Source organism: Cerasibacillus sp., assembly GCF_036516575.1.
Classification (GTDB): domain Bacteria; phylum Bacillota; class Bacilli; order Bacillales; family Amphibacillaceae; genus Cerasibacillus.
In genome coordinates, this window is sequence record NZ_DATBTY010000083.1 from 203916 (window position 1) to 222864 (window position 18949).

General features: G+C 36.0%; 17 protein-coding genes. 2 read left to right on the forward strand and 15 right to left on the reverse strand.

Annotation, left to right across the window (positions count from 1 at the left end; translation table 11 throughout):
* Positions 1–304 precede the first annotated feature (304 nt).
* The 12 genes from mtaB to gpr all read right to left on the reverse strand — a co-directional run bounded on the left by mtaB (position 305) and on the right by gpr (position 14184).
* Positions 305–1651 carry a tRNA (N(6)-L-threonylcarbamoyladenosine(37)-C(2))-methylthiotransferase MtaB gene (mtaB, locus tag VIG73_RS15585; RefSeq protein WP_331643715.1) on the reverse strand — a complete coding sequence of 449 codons (1347 nt, stop codon included), beginning with the start codon at positions 1649–1651 and terminating at the stop codon, positions 305–307.
* On the reverse strand, positions 1651–2409 hold the full coding sequence (locus VIG73_RS15590; RefSeq protein WP_331643717.1) for a 16S rRNA (uracil(1498)-N(3))-methyltransferase: 759 nt from the start codon (positions 2407–2409) through the stop codon (positions 1651–1653). The genes mtaB and VIG73_RS15590 overlap by 1 nt, the downstream gene beginning before the upstream one ends.
* A 15-nt stretch (positions 2410–2424) precedes the next feature.
* Positions 2425–3372: a 50S ribosomal protein L11 methyltransferase gene (gene prmA, locus VIG73_RS15595; RefSeq protein WP_331643761.1), complete on the reverse strand. Its 948-nt coding sequence runs from the start codon at positions 3370–3372 to the stop codon at positions 2425–2427.
* Positions 3373–3390: 18 nt separating this feature from the next.
* Complete coding sequence (gene dnaJ, locus VIG73_RS15600) at positions 3391–4503, reverse strand: molecular chaperone DnaJ (RefSeq protein WP_331643719.1); 1113 nt, start codon at positions 4501–4503, stop codon at positions 3391–3393.
* 150 nt (positions 4504–4653) lie between these two features.
* On the reverse strand, positions 4654–6483 hold the full coding sequence (gene dnaK / locus VIG73_RS15605; RefSeq protein WP_331643721.1) for a molecular chaperone DnaK: 1830 nt from the start codon (positions 6481–6483) through the stop codon (positions 4654–4656).
* Between the two features lie 40 nt (positions 6484–6523).
* Positions 6524–7114: a nucleotide exchange factor GrpE gene (gene grpE, locus VIG73_RS15610; RefSeq protein WP_331643723.1), complete on the reverse strand. Its 591-nt coding sequence runs from the start codon at positions 7112–7114 to the stop codon at positions 6524–6526.
* A 95-nt stretch (positions 7115–7209) separates the two neighbouring features.
* Positions 7210–8238, reverse strand: a complete 1029-nt coding sequence (gene hrcA / locus VIG73_RS15615) for a heat-inducible transcriptional repressor HrcA (protein WP_331643726.1) — start codon at positions 8236–8238, stop codon at positions 7210–7212.
* 76 nt (positions 8239–8314) lie between these two features.
* On the reverse strand, positions 8315–9472 hold the full coding sequence (gene hemW, locus VIG73_RS15620) for a radical SAM family heme chaperone HemW (RefSeq protein WP_331643728.1): 1158 nt from the start codon (positions 9470–9472) through the stop codon (positions 8315–8317).
* A gap of 87 nt (positions 9473–9559) precedes the next feature.
* Positions 9560–11368, reverse strand: coding sequence for a translation elongation factor 4 (gene lepA, locus VIG73_RS15625; protein WP_331643730.1), 1809 nt, complete (start codon positions 11366–11368; stop codon positions 9560–9562).
* A 156-nt stretch (positions 11369–11524) separates the two neighbouring features.
* Complete coding sequence (locus VIG73_RS15630; RefSeq protein ID WP_331643732.1) at positions 11525–11830, reverse strand: hypothetical protein; 306 nt, start codon at positions 11828–11830, stop codon at positions 11525–11527.
* A complete protein-coding gene (gene spoIIP / locus VIG73_RS15635) occupies positions 11830–12993 on the reverse strand; it encodes a stage II sporulation protein P (RefSeq protein WP_331643734.1) in 1164 nt (387 codons plus the stop codon). Before spoIIP ends, VIG73_RS15630 begins: the two co-directional genes overlap by 1 nt.
* Before the next feature lie 102 nt (positions 12994–13095).
* The gene (gene gpr / locus VIG73_RS15640) at positions 13096–14184 is read right to left on the reverse strand and encodes a GPR endopeptidase (protein WP_331643763.1); all 1089 of its coding nucleotides are present in this window, start codon (positions 14182–14184) and stop codon (positions 13096–13098) included.
* A 151-nt stretch (positions 14185–14335) separates the two neighbouring features.
* On the opposite strand from gpr, the gene rpsT reads away from it, so the two are divergent.
* Positions 14336–14596, forward strand: a complete 261-nt coding sequence (rpsT, locus tag VIG73_RS15645) for a 30S ribosomal protein S20 (RefSeq protein ID WP_331643736.1) — start codon at positions 14336–14338, stop codon at positions 14594–14596.
* Between the two features lie 30 nt (positions 14597–14626).
* On the opposite strand, the gene holA is transcribed toward rpsT, so the two are convergent.
* Positions 14627–15649, reverse strand: a complete 1023-nt coding sequence (gene holA, locus VIG73_RS15650; protein WP_331643738.1) for a DNA polymerase III subunit delta — start codon at positions 15647–15649, stop codon at positions 14627–14629.
* 321 nt (positions 15650–15970) lie between these two features.
* Between holA and VIG73_RS15655 the strand changes: the two genes are divergently transcribed.
* On the forward strand, positions 15971–16105 hold the full coding sequence (locus tag VIG73_RS15655) for a YqzM family protein (RefSeq protein ID WP_331643741.1): 135 nt from the start codon (positions 15971–15973) through the stop codon (positions 16103–16105).
* Positions 16106–16152: 47 nt separating this feature from the next.
* On the opposite strand, the gene VIG73_RS15660 is transcribed toward VIG73_RS15655, so the two are convergent.
* Both VIG73_RS15660 and VIG73_RS15665 read right to left on the reverse strand, forming a co-directional pair.
* The gene (locus tag VIG73_RS15660; RefSeq protein WP_331643743.1) at positions 16153–18426 is read right to left on the reverse strand and encodes a DNA internalization-related competence protein ComEC/Rec2; all 2274 of its coding nucleotides are present in this window, start codon (positions 18424–18426) and stop codon (positions 16153–16155) included.
* A 10-nt stretch (positions 18427–18436) separates the two neighbouring features.
* Positions 18437–18949 (reverse strand): ComE operon protein 2 (locus VIG73_RS15665; RefSeq protein WP_331643745.1); only part of this gene is annotated, 513 nt, incomplete at its 5' end.

The window sequence follows — 18949 nt, forward strand, 5'->3', positions numbered from 1 at the left end:
CAAAGGTATGTAAGTCGGCGAGGTCAGTTCAAGTTAGCTCGCATTGAAGCCATCGATGGTATATAAGTCAGCGATGCTAGTTAAAGTTATATCGTATTGGGAGTTTGCGCTTAGAGACGTGATGATAACTTTGATATTATTAATAAATAATAATCCACCCCTAGGGAAAAGGAGTGGATTATTATTTTTCTTTATAACAAACGATACTAACGATTTTCCAACTTATGGCTTTCGTTTCAGTAAATAAAATATGATGTACCTATCTATAATCATTATTTGAGGCTAGTTATGTCCTGCCCTCTTTTCACTTAGCCATTGCATGTGTTGCGTCATCCATTACTCTTACGAATACACCTTCATTGACAGGGTAACCTGCTTTTGTAATTTTAACACGAACAATTTTCCCGATTAAATCTGGTGTTCCTTTAAACTGAACTTTTAAATAGTTGTCTGTGTAGCCAGCTAATATATCTGGATGATCTGCATCATGAATTTTTTCTTCTGGAATGACTTCTAAGACTTCATTTTCATAACGCATCGCATATTGTTTAGCTAATTCATCAGACAAAGCAATCAAACGATGAACACGTTCTTCTTTCACATCTTTCGGTACTTGATTATCCATTCTAGCTGCTGGAGTCCCCGTTCTTTGTGAGTATGGGAAAACGTGTAATTCAGAGTAACCGACTTGTTTGATAAATTCATATGTTTCCATGAATTCGGCCTCTGTTTCACCTGGAAAACCGACAATGACATCGGAGGTAATTGCTAAGTCAGGTAAAGCTTTGCTGATTTTTTTCACTTTTTCATAATAAAATTCCGCACTATACTTACGACGCATGCGTTTTAATACGTCATTTGAACCTGATTGTAATGGAATATGAAGATGGCGTACGATTTTCTTCGATTGATCCAACACTTCAATGACGTCATCTGTAATTTGGCTCGCTTCAATCGAAGAAATTCTAATTCGTTTCAGACCATCTACTTTCTCTTCTAAATCACGAAGTAACATAGCAAAATTATAATCAGGCATATCTTCACCATAGCCTGCTGTATGAATACCAGTTAAAACGATTTCCTTATATCCTGCATCAACTAAATGTTGCGCCTGTTTCAATACACTTTCTGGTTTTCTCGAACGTAATAAACCACGCGACCAAGGGATAATACAGAATGTACAGAAGTTATTACATCCTTCTTGAATTTTCAATGATGCACGGGTACGATCTGTAAACTCTGGGACATCCATTTCTTCAAACACACGATTTTTCATAATATTGGATACAGCATTAACAGGTAGACGTGTTTTTTGGTGCTCTTCAATATATTGAATCATGTTTTTTCGATCTTGAGTTCCGACAACAACATCTACACCTGGTATGGCTAAGATTTCTCCTGGTGATGTTTGGGCATAACAACCTGTTACACAAACAACAGCGTCTGGGTTTTTACGAATCGCACGACGTATCGTTTGCCTACTTTTTTTATCTCCTGTATTCGTCACGGTACATGTATTAATAACATATACATCCGCCATTTGCTCAAATTCAACGCGTTCATAACCATTCTCCATGAACATGCGCCAAATTCCTTCTGTTTCATAATGATTTACTTTACAACCTAATGTATGAAAAGCCACTGTTGGCATTAAGAACACCCCAATTCTTCAAATTGATATGAGATACTTGCTAAAGCATATAAAGCAGCTGTTTCCGTTCGTAGAATCCTTGGACCTAAGCGAACAGATGTGAAGCCATTTTTATTTAGCATTGCTACTTCTTCTTCAGCAAATCCACCCTCTGGACCGATTAATATAAGCAAAGATTGGCCTTTTTTAAGTTTCCTAACTATTGTACTAAAGGAATGAAATTTTTCAACCTTTGCTTCCTCTTCATAGGCATATATTTTTATATCAAATGATTGACCCATTTCAATCAATTTGGTTAAATTCATCGGTAAATGCACTTTAGGAATACGGTTCCGGTGACTTTGCTCACTTGCTTCTTTTACAATTTTAGAAAAGCGTTCATGCTTTTTTTTGCCTTTTTTATCATCCCATTTGACAACTGATCGCTGACTGGAAAATGGGATAAATGCTTGGGCACCGAGTTCAGTCCCTTTTTGTAGGACGAAATCTATTTTATCACCTTTAGGTAATCCTTGTGCAATCGTTACATGAATCGGTAATTCATTCTCCTCTTCAAGCCATTCAATGATTTTTAAATGGACTTCTTTATTAGCAAACGCATTAATTTCACATATAGCAGCCCGGCCTTCGCTGTCATTACAAATAACCTGATCACCTACATCACTTCTTAAAACACGCATAAGATGATGTGCGTCTTGTCCTTTAATTGTTACATGATGGTCTTGCCAGTTATCTGAAGGGATAAAATATCTTTGCACATTGCCCACCTTCTCCTACTGTTTTTTCGCCACGATCGATACCCAATCATCGAGATGATTTATTTCTAATATTGTAAAGCCTTGTGCATTAAGAGCGTTTTCGACTAATAAACGTTTTTCACTAATAATACCTGACGTTATAAAAAACCCGTCCGGTTTTAAGTTATTCCAAGCATCCTCAATAAATTGGACAATTATTTCTGCTAATATATTCGAGACGATTAAATCTGCTTGATGCTCAGCACCTTTTAATAGGTCTTTTTGTATAGGATATATAACCTGTTCAAGCCCGTTTAATTTACTATTTTCCATTGTACTTTTAACAGCAACTGGGTCTAGATCATAAGCATATACTTCTTTTGCTCCTAATAGGCTCGAGGCAATACTCAAAACTCCGGATCCACTACCAACATCAATAACCGAGTCGTTCATATTGACAAATTTTTCAAGTGCTTGAATACTTAATTTCGTTGTTGGATGCGTTCCTGTTCCAAAGGCCATTCCTGGATCTAACTTAATAACCTTTTCATCTTTAGATTTCGCTTCATACTTTTCAAAATCCCATGACGGAACAATCGTAACATGATCTGAAACATGAACAACGTCATAGTATTTTTTCCAAGCTGTCGCCCAATCTGTCTCAGCGACTTCACGTAAGTAGATCATATTCGGTCCAATATCAATTTGAAAATCAGGTAATTCATTTATTTTTTTCTGAATTTGCGACACTTTTTCATCAAATAGTTGATCTTGCTTTGAGAAATATGCCTTGATAAAAACGCCTTCTTCGGGGTAATCAGAGGGGTTGAGCTCATATATTTCCCCGAACTTTGTCGCTCGCTTTTTGTTTAAATCAAGTTGGTTTTCAATTGCGACACCGCTTGCACCATAATCCATGAGTATATGTGAAACGGCTTCTATAGCTTCATTTGTCGTGTGTACACATACTTCCGTCCAGTTAATTTTACATCACGTACCTTTCTATTCACCTTTAAAAGCATTTTTCAACCGTTTAAAAAGGGATGAATCTTCTTCTGTTGACTCATGTCCACGTAATTTATTAAATTCGCGAAGTAGTTCTTTTTCACGTTCCGATAAGTTTGTCGGTGTCACGATTTTGAAGCGAACATGTTGGTCCCCTTGTCCATACCCCCGTACATTAGGAGCCCCTTTACCTTTTAGACGGAATATTTTACCTGTTTGTGTACCAGCTGGAATTTTAAGTTTTACTTTTCCATGGACAGTCGGAACTTCAATTTCATCACCAAGTGCTGCTTGAGTAAAGGTCAATGGCATTTCACAATAAATATTGTCGCCATCACGTTCAAAGAAATCGTGTTTTTTCACTTGGATTAGAACGAATAAATCTCCTGGTGGCCCTCCATTGATGCCTGGCTCACCTTTTCCAGAAACACGAATTTGTTGACCTTCATCGATTCCGGCAGGGATTGAAATTTGTATACGTTTATGTTTTTTCACTTTTCCACTGCCATGGCAAGATTGACATTTATGCGGAATTTCTTTTCCTGTTCCTTGACATGTATGGCAAACCCGACGATTGACGATTCGGCCAAATGGGGTATCCTGTTCGTGGTTCATTTGTCCTGAACCGTGACATGTCGTACATCTTTTTGGTTGTGTTCCCGGCTTAGCACCTGAGCCATGACATGTCTCACATGTTTCATCTGTTGGTATACTTATTTCTGTCTCTTTACCAAAAATAGCTTCCTCAAAATCTAATGTGATTGTATACTGCACATCGGCTCCTTGTTGCGGGGCATTTGGATCTCTTCTCCGACCACCGCCAAAGAACATATCAAAAATATCACCAAAGCCACCGAAGTCCTGGGCGCCTCCAAAACCATCAAATCCTTGAGCACCCGCATGGCCAAATTGGTCATATTGGGCACGCTTTTGATCATCATTTAAAACTTCATAGGCTTCTTTCACTTCTTTAAATTTTTCTTCAGCATTTTCTTCCTTACTTACGTCAGGATGATATTTTCTAGCTAATTTACGATATGCTTTCTTTATTTCTTGCTTTGAAGCATCTTTCTCAATTCCTAGCACATCGTAATAATCGCGCTTACTCACTTATTATCCACTCTCCTCGAACACATTTACATACGTTTCATCTTATCACTAGTAAAGAAGCATGACAAATATGAAATCTTTTATTTACTATCAGTAAAAAAGTCAAAGTCAAGGAAAACCCGACTTTGACTTTTTATCTTTTAGGACGCCTTATTTTTTGTCTTCTTCGTCATCGACTTCACTGTACTCCGCATCGACAACATTATCATCTTGTTGTTCGGCTGTTCCTTGTTGTGCTTGATTTTGTTGATTCATTTGCTCATATAATTTAACAGATAGCTGTTGAACTTGTTCTTCTAAAGCAGTCTTTTTCACTTTAATTTCTTCGAGATCTTCACCTTCAAGAGCTTTCTTCAAGTCTTCTTTAGCTGCTTCTGCTTTTTGCTTATCGTCATCAGAAACTTTCTCTCCGAGGTCTTTAATTGTTTTATCTGTTGTGAAAATAAGTTGATCGGCTTCATTACGTAAATCAACTTCTTCACGACGTTTCTTATCTTCTTCGGCATTCTCTTCGGCTTCTTTTACCATACGCTCGACTTCTTCGTCAGATAGTCCAGAAGATGATTTAATTGTAATCGATTGTTCTTTATTTGTTCCAAGATCTTTCGCACGAACATTTACAATGCCGTTCGCATCAATATCGAAAGAAACTTCGATTTGCGGAACACCACGTGGTGCCGGCGGGATATCTGTTAATTGGAAACGGCCGAGCGTTTTATTATATTGAGCCATTTCACGCTCCCCTTGAAGCACATGGATATCAACAGCTGTTTGATTATCTGCTGCTGTTGAGAAAACTTGTGAATGACTAGTTGGAATCGTTGTATTTCGTTCGATAAGTCGTGTAAATACGCCACCCATTGTTTCAATACCAAGTGAAAGTGGTGTGACGTCTAATAACAGAACGTCTTTGACATCACCTTGTAACACACCACCTTGAATAGCAGCACCTAGTGCTACAACCTCATCCGGGTTTACACCTTTTGATGGTTCTTTACCGATTTCACGCTCAATAGCTTCTTGAACCGCCGGAATACGTGTTGATCCACCAACTAAGATAACCTTATCGATTTCACTTGGTGACAACCCTGCGTCTTGTAGTGCCTTTTTCGTTGGTACCATTGTGCGATCAACTAAATCCGAAGATAGTTCTTCAAATTTAGCACGTGTTAATGTCATTTCTAAGTGCAATGGTCCTGCTTCCCCTGCTGTAATAAATGGTAGAGAGATTTGTGCTTGAGTAACCCCAGATAAATCCTTTTTCGCTTTTTCAGCTGCATCCTTTAGGCGCTGTGTAGCCATTTTATCTTGGGATAAGTCAATACCATTTTCTTTCTTAAACTCTTGAACCATATAATCGATAATGACTTGGTCAAAATCATCTCCACCAAGCTTATTATCTCCAGCAGTAGCAATTACTTCGAATGTACCATCACCAATATCTAGGATCGATACATCAAATGTTCCTCCACCTAAGTCAAATACTAGAATGGTATGGTCTTGATCACTCTTGTCAATTCCATATGCCAATGCTGCAGCTGTCGGTTCGTTTATAATTCGTTCGACTTCAAGACCGGCAATAATTCCTGCATCACGAGTAGCCTGACGTTGAGAGTCATTAAAATAGGCCGGCACAGTAATAACTGCTTTTTCTACTTTTTCACCAATATAATCTTCAGCATATGCTTTTAAATGTTGTAATGTAATTGCTGAGATTTCTTGTGGTGTATAGTCCTTACCTTCTATGTTTACTTTATAATCTGATCCCATATGACGCTTTATGGATTGAACAGTATCAGGGTTTGTAATAGCCTGGCGTTTAGCAACCTCACCTACTTGTCTTTCTCCGTCTTTAAACGCAACAACAGATGGTGTTGTTCTGTTTCCCTCCGGGTTTGGGATAACAACAGGTTCGCCACCTTCCATTACTGACACACAAGAGTTTGTTGTTCCTAAATCAATTCCAATTATTTTACTCATTCTTTTTGTTCCTCCTAGCTAATTTTGACTCTTTGTAGATTTACTTATTTACTTTAACCATTGCTGGTCTAAGTACCTTATCTTTAAGCACATAACCTTTCTGTAACTCTTCTACAACGATATTTGAATCTATTGAATCATCTTCAACTTGCATTACAGCATGATGTATATTTGGATCAAATGCTTTACCAACTGTTTCAATTTCTGTGATATCTTCTGCTTTGAGCACTTCGGTAATTTGTCGATAAATCATTGACATGCCATCAAAAAATCCCTTCATTTCTTCTGGCACATCCTCTATATTCAAGGCTCTTTCAAAATTATCTAAAGCAGGTAAAAGTTCTGTTGCTAAATCTTGTGATTTATATTTTCTTTCAGCAACTTTTTCCTTTTGTGTCCGTTTTTTATAATTATCATATTCCGCTTGTAGACGCAATAAGCGATTATAAATTTGATCTTTTTCTTCCGTCAGTTTGGCAAGTTCATTTTTTAACTCGTTCATTTCCTTGGTTTCATCTCGCTTATCTTCTTCAACCAATTCTTCGTCGTCAACCGTCTCAACTGATTCTTCATTTATAGATGCGTCCTTTGTTTCTTCTGTTTGCTCTTGTGAAACATCCTTTTCTGACATTTATTACACCTCCGACATTTCTGCAACTAAAACTAGTGAAAATAGACAAAATAAAGATGTAGTGAAGACAATCACTACAATGATTACCCTTTATATCAATTGTTTTTATACATGAGATATAAAGCTTTAGTCATTTCTGATGAAAAAGCATTTAACAATGTGATCACTTTGCGATACTCCATTCGTGTAGGGCCGAGCAAACCAATCGTCCCTGTTTGATCACCATATACATGATATGTGGCTGTAATTAAACTAAAGTCCTTAATTGCATCCATATCATTTTCTTGTCCAATTCGAACATGGATACCTTCTTTAGACGTTTGCATGAGTTTAGCAATTTCTTGTTCATCTTCCATTACGGATAAGAAGGAGTGAATTTTATTTATATCTCTAAATTCAGGTTGCAATAAAAGGTTTGATTTTCCACCAACATATACTTTAACAGGTTGTTCTTGAATAAACACCTTTGATAAATATGCATAAGCTTTCTCAAAATTATTTACATATTGCTTCATTAAGTGAATCACTTCATCACGTATAACTTCCTGTAAATGAATGATTGGAACACCAGATAAACGATCATTTAATATATTGACCATTTTTTCCAAATCAGAAGCGTGCATATCAAATGGAACAGAGAAAGAACGGTGCTCGACATGTCCCGTATCAGTCACTAAGATAGATACAGCACTATGCGCTGATAATGGTAATAACTGAATTTGCTTTAGTTTTGTATCATAGATTTCCGGTCCTAAAATAATCGCTGTGTAGTTTGTTAACTCAGATAATACTTCTGCTGCTTTTTGAACAATTTGCTCGACCTCAAAGTAACCTTCTTGTAAAACACTATTTAAAATGTTGATTTCACTTCTCTTAATTGTCGGAGCAATAATATGATCAACATAATAACGATATCCTTTTTCTGATGGAATTCTACCAGAGGATGTATGGGTTTTTTCTAGGTACCCTAGGTCTTCTAAGTCAGCCATCTCATTACGTATCGTTGCAGCACTTAACGCGATACCGTCCTTCTTTGATATGACACGGGAACCAACTGGATGTGCAGAGTCAATAAATTCATCAATAATGATTTTTAATATTAATAACTGCCGCTCCGTCAACATGATGTTCACCCCTGTTAGCACTCCGTATCATCGAGTGCTAATGCTAATAATAAGTTAACAAATCATTATTTTTTTGTCAATTAACATGATTTAAATCTGATTCATCGAGTAGAAAGTGCGCAAAAACGTCATTACCGAATAAAAGGCCATCCTCTGTTAAACGCAGATGATTTTTATCTTCTACCAACCAGTTTTTATCGATTAAATCTTTAACTTGTTTTTGGTAAATACGGTCATATGGAAAACCGAACTTTTTATTGAATTGTTTTTTGTTGATCCCTGTACGCTTCCTTAACCCTAGGAAAAACTCTTCCTCTACTTTCTCTTTTAAACCAATAGAATCAACCTTCATAATTGGGTATCCGTCTTGATTCGCTTGATTTATATAGGAAGGGATTGCTCTAATATTCATCGTCCGCTTCCCTGGCAAATATGCAGATGCACCTGCTCCAAAACCATAATAATAATCATTATTCCAATAGGTTAAATTATGTTTACTTTCATAGGATGGTTTTGCAAAATTACTAATCTCATATTGGTTCAATCCATGACTTGTCATCAGCTGTCGTAATAAAGCATACATCTCTACTTCTTCTTCTTGCTCAGGACGGTGCAACTTCCCTTTACGATAACGGTTATAAAAAATGGTCTGTGGTTCTACCTGTAATGAATACGCTGAATAATGCGGTAGATGAAAGCTTAATGCTTTTTTAACAGTTTCTGTAAAGTTTGAAACGGTTTGATGTGGTAAAGCATAAATGAGATCAATGCTTATATTTTCAAATCCGTTTTTCCTCAAATCATTAATTGTACGGTATACATCTTTTACTTGATGAGCCCGACCAATGTCTTTTAATAATTGATTATCAAACACTTGCACACCTAAAGAAACCCGATTAACGCCAAAATGTTTTAATAATTTTATTTTCTCTTCGTCAAAATCCCCAGGATTAGCTTCAATGGTAAATTCTTCACATGAAGCAACATCAAAGAATTCATGAATGAGGTCTAACAACTTTTTCAACTGTGTGATATTTAGTGCCGTTGGTGTTCCACCACCGATGAAAATTGTACGGACTTTATTTTTTGTTCCAGGTAGTATAGTCGCCATTTCTTTTCCTAAAGCTTCGATATATTGAGTTGCCATCGATTCATTATAAAATATTTTTGTGAAATCGCAATAATGACAGATGTGGTGGCAAAACGGAATGTGAATATAGACAGATTGAATCATGATGCTCCTCCTTAGCAAATCAAATAAGAAAAGGAAAAATTTTATGATAATGATGACACATAAAATTTCTCCTTTCTTAACTAGCGATTAGTTATCATCCATTTTCAATACAGACATAAAGGCTTCCTGCGGGACCTCAACAGAACCAACCATTTTCATGCGTTTTTTACCTTCTTTTTGGCGTTCAAGTAGTTTTCTTTTTCTAGAAATATCTCCACCATAACACTTAGCTAGGACATTTTTACGAATGGCTTTAATCGTTGAGCGAGCAATAATTTTATTTCCGATTGCTGCTTGGACAGGTACTTCAAAATGCTGTCTCGGAATCAATTCACGCAGTTTTTCAACGATTTGCTTTCCACGTTCATAAGCGAAATCACGATGCACAATGAAAGAAAGGGCATCAATTTGTTCACCGTTGAGTAGTATATCCATTTTCACTAAGTTTGAAGGTTGATAACCGATTAATTCGTAGTCAAAGGAGGCATAGCCTTTTGATTGTGACTTTAATTGGTCAAAGAAATCATAAACAATTTCTGATAATGGGATATGGTAAATGACATTAACACGTATATCATCTAAATATTCCATATTAACGAAATGACCACGCTTTTTCTGTGAGATTTCCATTACTGGGCCAACATAGTCATTTGGCACCATGATTGTTGCTTCGACATACGGTTCACGTACTTCTTCGATTTCTTGCTGATCAGGCATATCTGATGGATTATCTACCTTAATAATCTCACCATCTGTCCTTTTCACCTCATAGATAACGCTTGGTGCAGTTGTTATTAAATCAATATTAAATTCACGCTCGATTCGTTCTTGGACGATTTCCATATGTAATAGACCAAGGAAACCACATCTAAAACCGAACCCTAATGCTTGTGAAGTTTCTGCTTCATATTGTAAGGCAGAATCATTTAATTCTAAACGTTCTAATGCTTCGCGTAAATCATTATAATCATTCGTGTCGATTGGGTATAATCCGCAAAAGACCATCGGGTTTAATTTTCTGTATCCAGGTAATGGCTCTTCTGCCGGGCGTTCAACATGAGTAATCGTGTCTCCAACATGCGTGTCAGATACATTTTTTATAGATGCCGTTAAATAACCGACATCGCCGACATCGAGTCGAGCAACAGATTGCGGTTTCGGATTAAAGACACCGACCTCATTAACTTCAAATTCTTTCCCAGTAGCCATCATTTTTATTTTATCGCCTACCTTAACCGACCCCTGCATAACACAGACATAGGCGACAACCCCACGGTATGAATCAAATAAAGAATCAAATATTAATGCTTGAAGGGGTTCATCTGGGTCACCAATTGGCGGTGGAATAGCTTCAACAACTCGTTCCAGGATATCATCAATACCGATATTAGCTTTGGCTGAAGCTAAGATGACATCCTCGGGATCAATTCCAATTACTTCCTCTAACTCTTTCTTTACACGATCTGGATCTGCGTTTGGTAAATCAATTTTATTAATAACCGGAATAATTTCTAAATCATTATCCAATGCTAAATAAACGTTAGCTAGTGTTTGTGCTTCAATACCTTGAGCAGCATCGACGACAAGAATCGCTCCTTCACATGCGGCTAAACTTCTTGATACTTCATATGTAAAATCGACATGCCCTGGTGTATCTATTAAGTGGAATGTATATTCTTCACCATCTTTACTCTCGTATTGAAGTTGTACTGCATTTAATTTGATTGTAATTCCACGTTCGCGCTCTAAATCCATCGCATCAAGAAATTGCTCTTTCATTTCACGTTGAGTCAATGCTTTTGTATTCTCTAAAATTCGATCTGCTAATGTTGACTTACCATGGTCAATATGGGCGATTATCGAAAAATTCCGGATGTTATCTTGCTTTTTAGACATAAATGCTGTTCACTCCTAAGTGTCATTTCCGCGAGACTATAAAATCATACATTTGGTCACTATGTTGACATAATTCACTAGGTTAAATTATATCAATACGCCCACATCGTTTCAAGGACAATATCACGTAGGGTATCTTCATGATGAGAAAAGCTACTAAAAAAGCATGGTTGATAATTGATAAATAATCTGTACGACCCCCTCATAAAACCCTTTCACAATCTTTTCTAACCCAGTAGCTAGCTTTTGGGTAAAATGGGGGGATTGGTTCTGCTGATTTAATTGATGAATTTGAATTTCATCTATATCTTCATTGTTATTGTCTACATATTCAATCGAGTCGATTATGTTTTGCTCAGACGTGTCTATATCATGATTATTTGCTTGTTTGTCAAGCCCGAATAACATTCCAACTAGAAAAAATATAACAAGACATAATATGAATATTGTAAATCGGGCCATTACTTTTTCACCTCAATCGTTTTATTAACTTTTTCGGCATCCCAATAATATTCAGTGAAAATTTCAGCAAACACGTCTGTCGTTCGATTTAATTCGTCCCACGTATTTTCCACACCACCGATTTCTAATAGAATGGCATGATCTGATAAATCCTGATTAAAAATTCCATTCGTTCCTGGTCCTTTTTTCTGAAATATTCCCCTACTTATACCTGGGTACTTTTCTTCCAGTAAATAATGTAATTCCGTCGCAAATTGTAAATTACGTTCATAATTTGCGTGTTCAGCTCCGACAACGAACATGATTTTAGCGTATTTTTTTCCATTTATATTTTTTGTCGTTTTATTATATCCCTGTGAATCTCTATGGATATCAAAAACATAGACAACATCACGGTGTTTAGATAAAGCTACTTCAACAGTCTCTCTTGATATTTGATATGATTTCGGATATTTTAATCCCTTTTCTTGTAATACTTGCATATGATCTGTTTTATCAACAACCGTCCCTATTCCTGCTGTTTTCAATGCCTTTTCTAATCGTTCACTTAATTTGGTTACATTTGCTTCATGATGGAAGGCAAGATTTACATTAGAAACATCAGGTAAAGCAGGTAGGAATGATTCACGATTATGTGTATTATAAATAAAAACGACATTTTTATTTCCAGTTGTTAACGGAGAATCAGTTTTTGTATCAGAACCTTCTTCCGTATCCTCGTTAATAATGGCATGGCGCTCTTTTAAGATATCTTCTAAAGGAGCTGCGGATTCAATCGGTAAATTTGTATAGTCTGTTCCCTCTCCTGCCAACAATATTTTTGTATCAAAAATCTGAAATCCTGGTAATTCATTACCGAGCAAACTCCTGACATCATTTGGTTTTATATGAGTTGCTAATCGAAACAATGTCGATGAAATGCTAGGCAATTGTTCAAGATCAGTTGCATGATGGAAAGCCCGATTTTCCATACCAAATAAATGAAGAAATGTTGCACTTTCTACTTTGTTCGTCCACTCTGTTAATAATTGTAATGAAATACGATAGGTCGGCGATACGGTTGTTAATACCCCAATTAACATAAACGTGAGAAAAATACTAAAAAAATAGATAGTTCCTTTTTTAATAAAGCGTGTAAACGGTAAACCTTTACGACTAAACATCATACCACCCCATTTTCAACTTGATAGTCGCTCTATTTTAAATCTATGAAAATGGGTAGAAAAGTAGAACAAGCTTATTGACTTAAATAAAAAAATTCATGTTTAACGTGTATAAGAAGAAAAGTTATCTACATCAATTGTTTCATGTAGGGCGGCATTAATACCAGAAGCGAGGAGATGGGCCATGTTTTTCATAAAATCATCTACTTCTTTCGGTGTCACAATCATGTTTTTTCCAATTGGGGAAAGCACTTCAGTAATTAAAGAGCGCTTCTCTTCTTCTGATAATGTACCAACCATCCCTAAAAAGGTTTGTCGTTTTTCAACATTCGGCAAGTCTGCATCATGAAGTTCCTTTTTACCAAATGTAAAGCCCCCCGGTAATAAAGATTGGAACGGGCGATCTTTTTCTTTCCATGAACGACCAAAATGTTTTAGTAAATAATCGATTGTATCACTTGTAATCGTAACAGCATCAACGACAGTTGGAACACCGATAGCAATAACTGGAATGCCAAATGTATCTTTAGTTAATTCTTTACGTTTATTTCCCACTCCAGATCCAGGATGTATACCGGTGTCAGAAATTTGAATCGTCTCGTTAATCCGATCAATCGATCTTGAAGCTAATGCATCAACCGCAATGACAAAGCTCGGTTGGAATTGTTCAATAACCCCGGCAATAATTTCACTCGTTTCTATTCCTGTTACACCCATAACACCAGGGGTCAGTGCTGCTACTGGACGATAGCCGTCTGCCACCGTTTCATATTCCAATTCGAATAAATGACTCGTCACTAAAATCTTTTCAACTGTCATTGGCCCTAATGCATCTGGTGTAACATGCCAATTACCTAAACCGACAATTAATCCTTTATCACCTTTTTTAATGTGATTTAACGTTAATATGTTTTCTAATTCAGCAGCTAATATTTTCGCTGCTGCTTGTTGACTTGCCGTATCTTGATTTTTAACGCCATCAGCATAGATTGTTACATAATGACCTGGCTTTTTTCCTGTTTGTCTGGCGCCATCATCATTTATTTCGACATAGGAAATTTTTATATTATCTTTATTAACATCACGTATGACAACCCCTTGACGTTGGTGTTGGTCGGCCTCTTTAACATACATATCCTTAGCTTCAACAGCTAAATCTGTTCGAACTGGATTAAATTGGTCATCTTGCATCATCAATAACACCCTCCAAACAAAAAGTCATTAATAGTATCATTTGCAATTTTTCATTCGTTCATGCAAAATATCATTAGATGCATTTTAAATTTCATATCGTGAATTTTTAGAATCATTGCATTTCTCACAATTAAAAGGAGGAATTAACATGGCTAATATTAAATCAGCGATTAAGCGTACACGTACAAACCAAAGAAAGCGGATACAAAATCAAAAGGATCGCACGACGATGCGTTCTCATATTAAAGCGGTCGAAAGTGCCGTAGCTCTTAATGATAAAGAAAGAGCCCAAAAAGCATACCAATCTGCAGTTAAAGTCATTGATAAAGCAATTCAAAAAGGGATTATCCATGTAAACAATGGAAATCGTCAAAAGACTAGACTCGCAAAAAAGTTAAAACAAGCCTAATTAAAAAAACGACCACATGTGGTCGTTTTTTTAATTAACATTCCGGTTCATTAAGTTATGCAATAATAATTCAAAAGCGATATTTTTATCCATTTTTCCTTGTTTTAAGAGAGCATCAGTTTCGGCAAGTTGATTGATAATGTATTTTAGGCGCTTAATAGAAAATTGACGTTCCCTTTCATGAGCAATCTTCACAACATACGGGTGAACACCTAGGCTTTTCTGGATTTGTCCTTGGGAGTATCCTTTTTGTTTTAATAACTTTACCCTTAAAATCATCCGAAATTGATAGGCTAATAAACCAATTAATGCGATTTGGTCTTCTTTTTGTTTCAATAAATCATGATAAATGGCAATTGCTTTGTAAAGGTCTGCTATCATGACAGCATCAACAAGACGTAAAGCCGAACTAGTCGGTGTATGTGATACAAGTTTCTCAACAATTTCCTTTGTAATCACGCCTCCTTCACCAACATAAAGTGCGAGCTTAGATATTTCACTTTGTAATAACTGGAGATTTATTAATAGATCTGGATCTAATAGATAAATTGCTTCACGCTCAATCGTAACATGTAAATCTTCAGCCATTGTGATAACCCATTTTTCCGCTTCATGCGGCTTAATTGTTTCACATACGGCAATTTCTGCTTTTTGTTTCAATTGCTTTGTTATTTTTTTTCGACTATCTATTTTTTCAGCAGTATGTATAAAAACAACGATTGAATAATCAGGCGGGGCCTGTAAATAGTCCTCTAATACAGTTAGCTGATGTTCAAATGGGAGCTTTTTCGCTTTCGTTTGTAGAAAGATCGGATTTGTAGCAAAAATAAGCTTTTTCCCCTCAAAAAACGGATAAGTCATCGCATCTGCTAACACATCCTGAATAGGGGTTTCAGTTAAATCATATGTCATAATATTTTCAGAATCTGTATTGACTTGCTTAATGAATAAATCTTTTAAACGTTGGATAAAAAATGTTTCCTCTCCATAAACTAGACTAACTAATGGAATATCATTCTTTTTTAGTCGGCGACTTAGGTTTAAATAAGTCATCATGTCTCCCCCATTCCATAAAACGATATATATAATGGTACGCTGTTACACATGGTTTCGCAAGCACAGTATCATTCAATTTGGTCATGTTTAAAGGAGGGAATATTTCCCTCCCGATCTATATCAACGTATAAGCATAAGCTTTATACGATTATTTATAGCCTAACCGGACATGGTAAAAATATCGCTGACAACTCTTTCTAATTATGACCGTGCATTTTATAAATGTGATGAAATGATGAATCCTTTTATTAAAGGTGGATTTTTTCAAAATTTTATCTTATACTATATGATAGTGAATGGAGCTTAGGAGGGTTAGTTATGAATGAATTTGAAAAGGATTCACAATCAAAAAACTTAGATGTTGCTGACTCAATCAAAGGATTTACTTTTTCATTTTTATATTTTGTATTAATCTTTGCCATCGGAGTTTTTATTAGCGTTCTTTACTCATAAGGTAAATAGGATTACATAGCAAAAAGAGGCTGATATCAGTCTCTTTTTTATTTATTAAAAAACAGATCAAACTCCCCTTCTTTATGATAGTGAAAAATGACTGCCCCATGCTCATCCGTTCGGAAAACGCGGATTTCGTTTTCTTCTAAGGTGGCCATCACTTCAGAAGCAGGATGTCCATAGCGATTCTTTCTTCCGGCTGATATGAGTGCATATGTAGGTTGAACCTGTTTAATAAATTGACGATCTGTTGAAGAATTACTACCGTGATGAGCAACCTTTAGAACATCAATTTGCAGATTAGGATAGTGCCTTATCATTTGCCGTTCAACACTTTTTCCAATATCACCAGTTAGGAGCCAAGATTTATCAGCAAATACTGTATAAAGAACAAGCGAATTATCATTATCATTGCCAGCATCTTTAAAAGGGGCTAACACGGTAAATGGGTGGTTACCAATGATAATTTTATCATTGGTTTCAACACGTTGTAATTCTGTTCCTTGCTCACTCCATATTTGTTGTTGTGACATATTCACATGATAATAGTCACTGACTATAATTTGTTTGACTGAAAAAGCCTTAACAATAAAATCAACACTCCCCATATGATCCATATCCTCATGTGATAAGATTAATGCATCGATTTGTTGTATACCTTTATAATCTAAAAATGGCTTAATGATTTGTCGAAATACACGATCATCTGGTTTAAATTCAGTAAATGAAAAAGTAGCACCAGCATCATATAATATGACACCTTTTCTGAAAGGTAATTCAATAACTAATGCATCTCCTTGACCAATATCAAGCATTGTCACTGTTCCATACGGTGATAAATACGGGCGACAAAACATCAATGATAAAAACAACGTTAAACAAACACCGACCTGAAAAGCTTGCCTCTGCTTTTTCTGTTCGATTAACAACATAAATAAGAGAAATAAACCATAAAACACAACCGGAAAATAACCCGGAAATTCACCACCTGTCCACGAAACATATAACTTCATATCAATACGCTCAAGTAATGCCAGCATAAAGGAGTGGATAGAATTAAATAATAATTCGAACCAATTATTTAAAAACGCTAGCGGACTGATTATGAGTAATAAAAACATAGATGGTATAACAAATAATGAAAAATAAGGAACAATAACGACATTGATGATGATTGACAGCGGATTAAATTGATAGAAGTAGATAATTTGCAGTGGAAGAATTATCATTTGCGCGACAAAACTAATCTTCAAGATTTGAAAAGGAATAGAGGTATCTTCTAGAAGCCAATTTTTTGACAAAATTAATCCGAATGTAACTAGAAAAGAAAATTGAAATCCGATATGATATATTATTTCTGGCTCTATAAAAACAAATACGATAAAAACGATACTGATAACATCTGGCATGGCAACCTTTATGTTAAATTTTAAACATATCAAAATAAATAAAGCCATCATACTCGCACGCCAAACAGATGGTTCACCCCCAGCTATGACCGCGTATAGTGGGAGGAAAAGGATTAAAAGTGTTTGTGCTTTCTCTTTTGTTAGTAATCCCGTTTTGACAAAAGTAAAGTATAGCATGCTAATAACTAAACCAACATGTAATCCTGATATCGCTAATATATGGGCTAGGTTCCAACGTCTAAACAATTCGACCGTTTCCTCATCAATTAATGAATCATTACCAAAAATTAAAGCATTGAGCCATGCTGCAGTTTTTAGTCGATACGTTTCTAAAAGATAATCTTGTATGGTTTGACGGAATGAATCGAGATGACTGAATACAGACTCTCCTGAGCAATATATTTCGTCTATAGATATAGGTCGAAGTACTGTAAATATCTGTTGTTGTGCCAAATACCTTTTATAATTAAACTGCCCTGGATTTGTTGCCTCATCAATGACAGTAGACTCCGCGTTTAATTGGCATTTGGCACCTCTAACAATATCCTTATTAATGGGGAGTGGGTTTTGATTCTTAGGAAATAGTTGTACAAGCATTTTTTCTCTTGTCTCTTCATTCATTAATTTGAATTCAAGTCGATCTTCTGTATAGGTAACAGCACCCATTATTGTTCCAGAATGTATTTGCCTTTGATTCCTTTCAGTATAATTGCTTTTAACAACAGATGCGTTATTTAAAAAGTAAAAAAAGAATAGGAAAGAAAAGAAAAACGGCATGATCGGTAATCTTTTTTTAAAAGCCACCCAAATTAACCAACCTGTAAAAACAAGAAAAAACCATGCCATGTCCATAATAACTGTAAAGAAACTGACGATAATTCCAAACGCCGGAATATGCCAATACCCTTTCATTCTTCTACAACTATTTATGTGAAAATAGTTGTTTTCCTTCCTCCTTTATTTGCTTTAACTTATCTTCGGATATGTCTAATGCTTCAATAGTATCAATTAATTTAGATACATATTCTTGCATTAATTCACGCTGTGGGTCAAATGAATATTGATTAACGGATACTTTTTCTATATGGATGTTCGCTTCTTGAAACAATTCAATCGCATAAGGATCATTGCGATAGTCTGTGGCGTAATAAACGGTATCGATCCCTGCTTGGATGATTTGTTTTGTACATTGTAAACACGGAAAATGTGTCACATATATATGTGCTCCTTCAGTAGCAACACCGAATTTTGCACATTGCAAAAGCGCATTTGCCTCAGCATGGACTGTTCTCACGCAATGGCCATCAACGACATAACACCCCTCATCTACGCAGTGTACACCGCCTGATACACTTCCGTTATATCCACCTGCAATAATTCTTTTATCGCGAACAATTGTCGCTCCAACCATTAATCTTGTACAAGTACTACGTAA

Bases quoted from the DNA above. Each gene is read 5' to 3' on its own strand.
- dnaK (WP_331643721.1), bottom strand. From the start codon at position 6,483: ATGAGTAAAATAATTGGAATTGATTTAGGAACAACAAACTCTTGTGTG.
- spoIIP (WP_331643734.1), bottom strand. From the start codon at position 12,993: ATGTTTAGTCGTAAAGGTTTACCGTTTACACGCTTTATTAAAAAAGGA.
- holA (WP_331643738.1), bottom strand. From the start codon at position 15,649: ATGACTTATTTAAACCTAAGTCGCCGACTAAAAAAGAATGATATTCCA.
- mtaB (WP_331643715.1), bottom strand. From the start codon at position 1,651: ATGCCAACAGTGGCTTTTCATACATTAGGTTGTAAAGTAAATCATTAT.
- VIG73_RS15655 (WP_331643741.1), top strand. From the start codon at position 15,971: ATGAATGAATTTGAAAAGGATTCACAATCAAAAAACTTAGATGTTGCT.
- VIG73_RS15660 (WP_331643743.1), bottom strand. From the start codon at position 18,426: ATGAAAGGGTATTGGCATATTCCGGCGTTTGGAATTATCGTCAGTTTC.
- grpE (WP_331643723.1), bottom strand. From the start codon at position 7,114: ATGTCAGAAAAGGATGTTTCACAAGAGCAAACAGAAGAAACAAAGGAC.
- hemW (WP_331643728.1), bottom strand. From the start codon at position 9,472: ATGATTCAATCTGTCTATATTCACATTCCGTTTTGCCACCACATCTGT.
- rpsT (WP_331643736.1), top strand. From the start codon at position 14,336: ATGGCTAATATTAAATCAGCGATTAAGCGTACACGTACAAACCAAAGA.
- hrcA (WP_331643726.1), bottom strand. From the start codon at position 8,238: ATGTTGACGGAGCGGCAGTTATTAATATTAAAAATCATTATTGATGAA.
- lepA (WP_331643730.1), bottom strand. From the start codon at position 11,368: ATGTCTAAAAAGCAAGATAACATCCGGAATTTTTCGATAATCGCCCAT.
- VIG73_RS15630 (WP_331643732.1), bottom strand. From the start codon at position 11,830: ATGGCCCGATTTACAATATTCATATTATGTCTTGTTATATTTTTTCTA.
- gpr (WP_331643763.1), bottom strand. From the start codon at position 14,184: ATGCAAGATGACCAATTTAATCCAGTTCGAACAGATTTAGCTGTTGAA.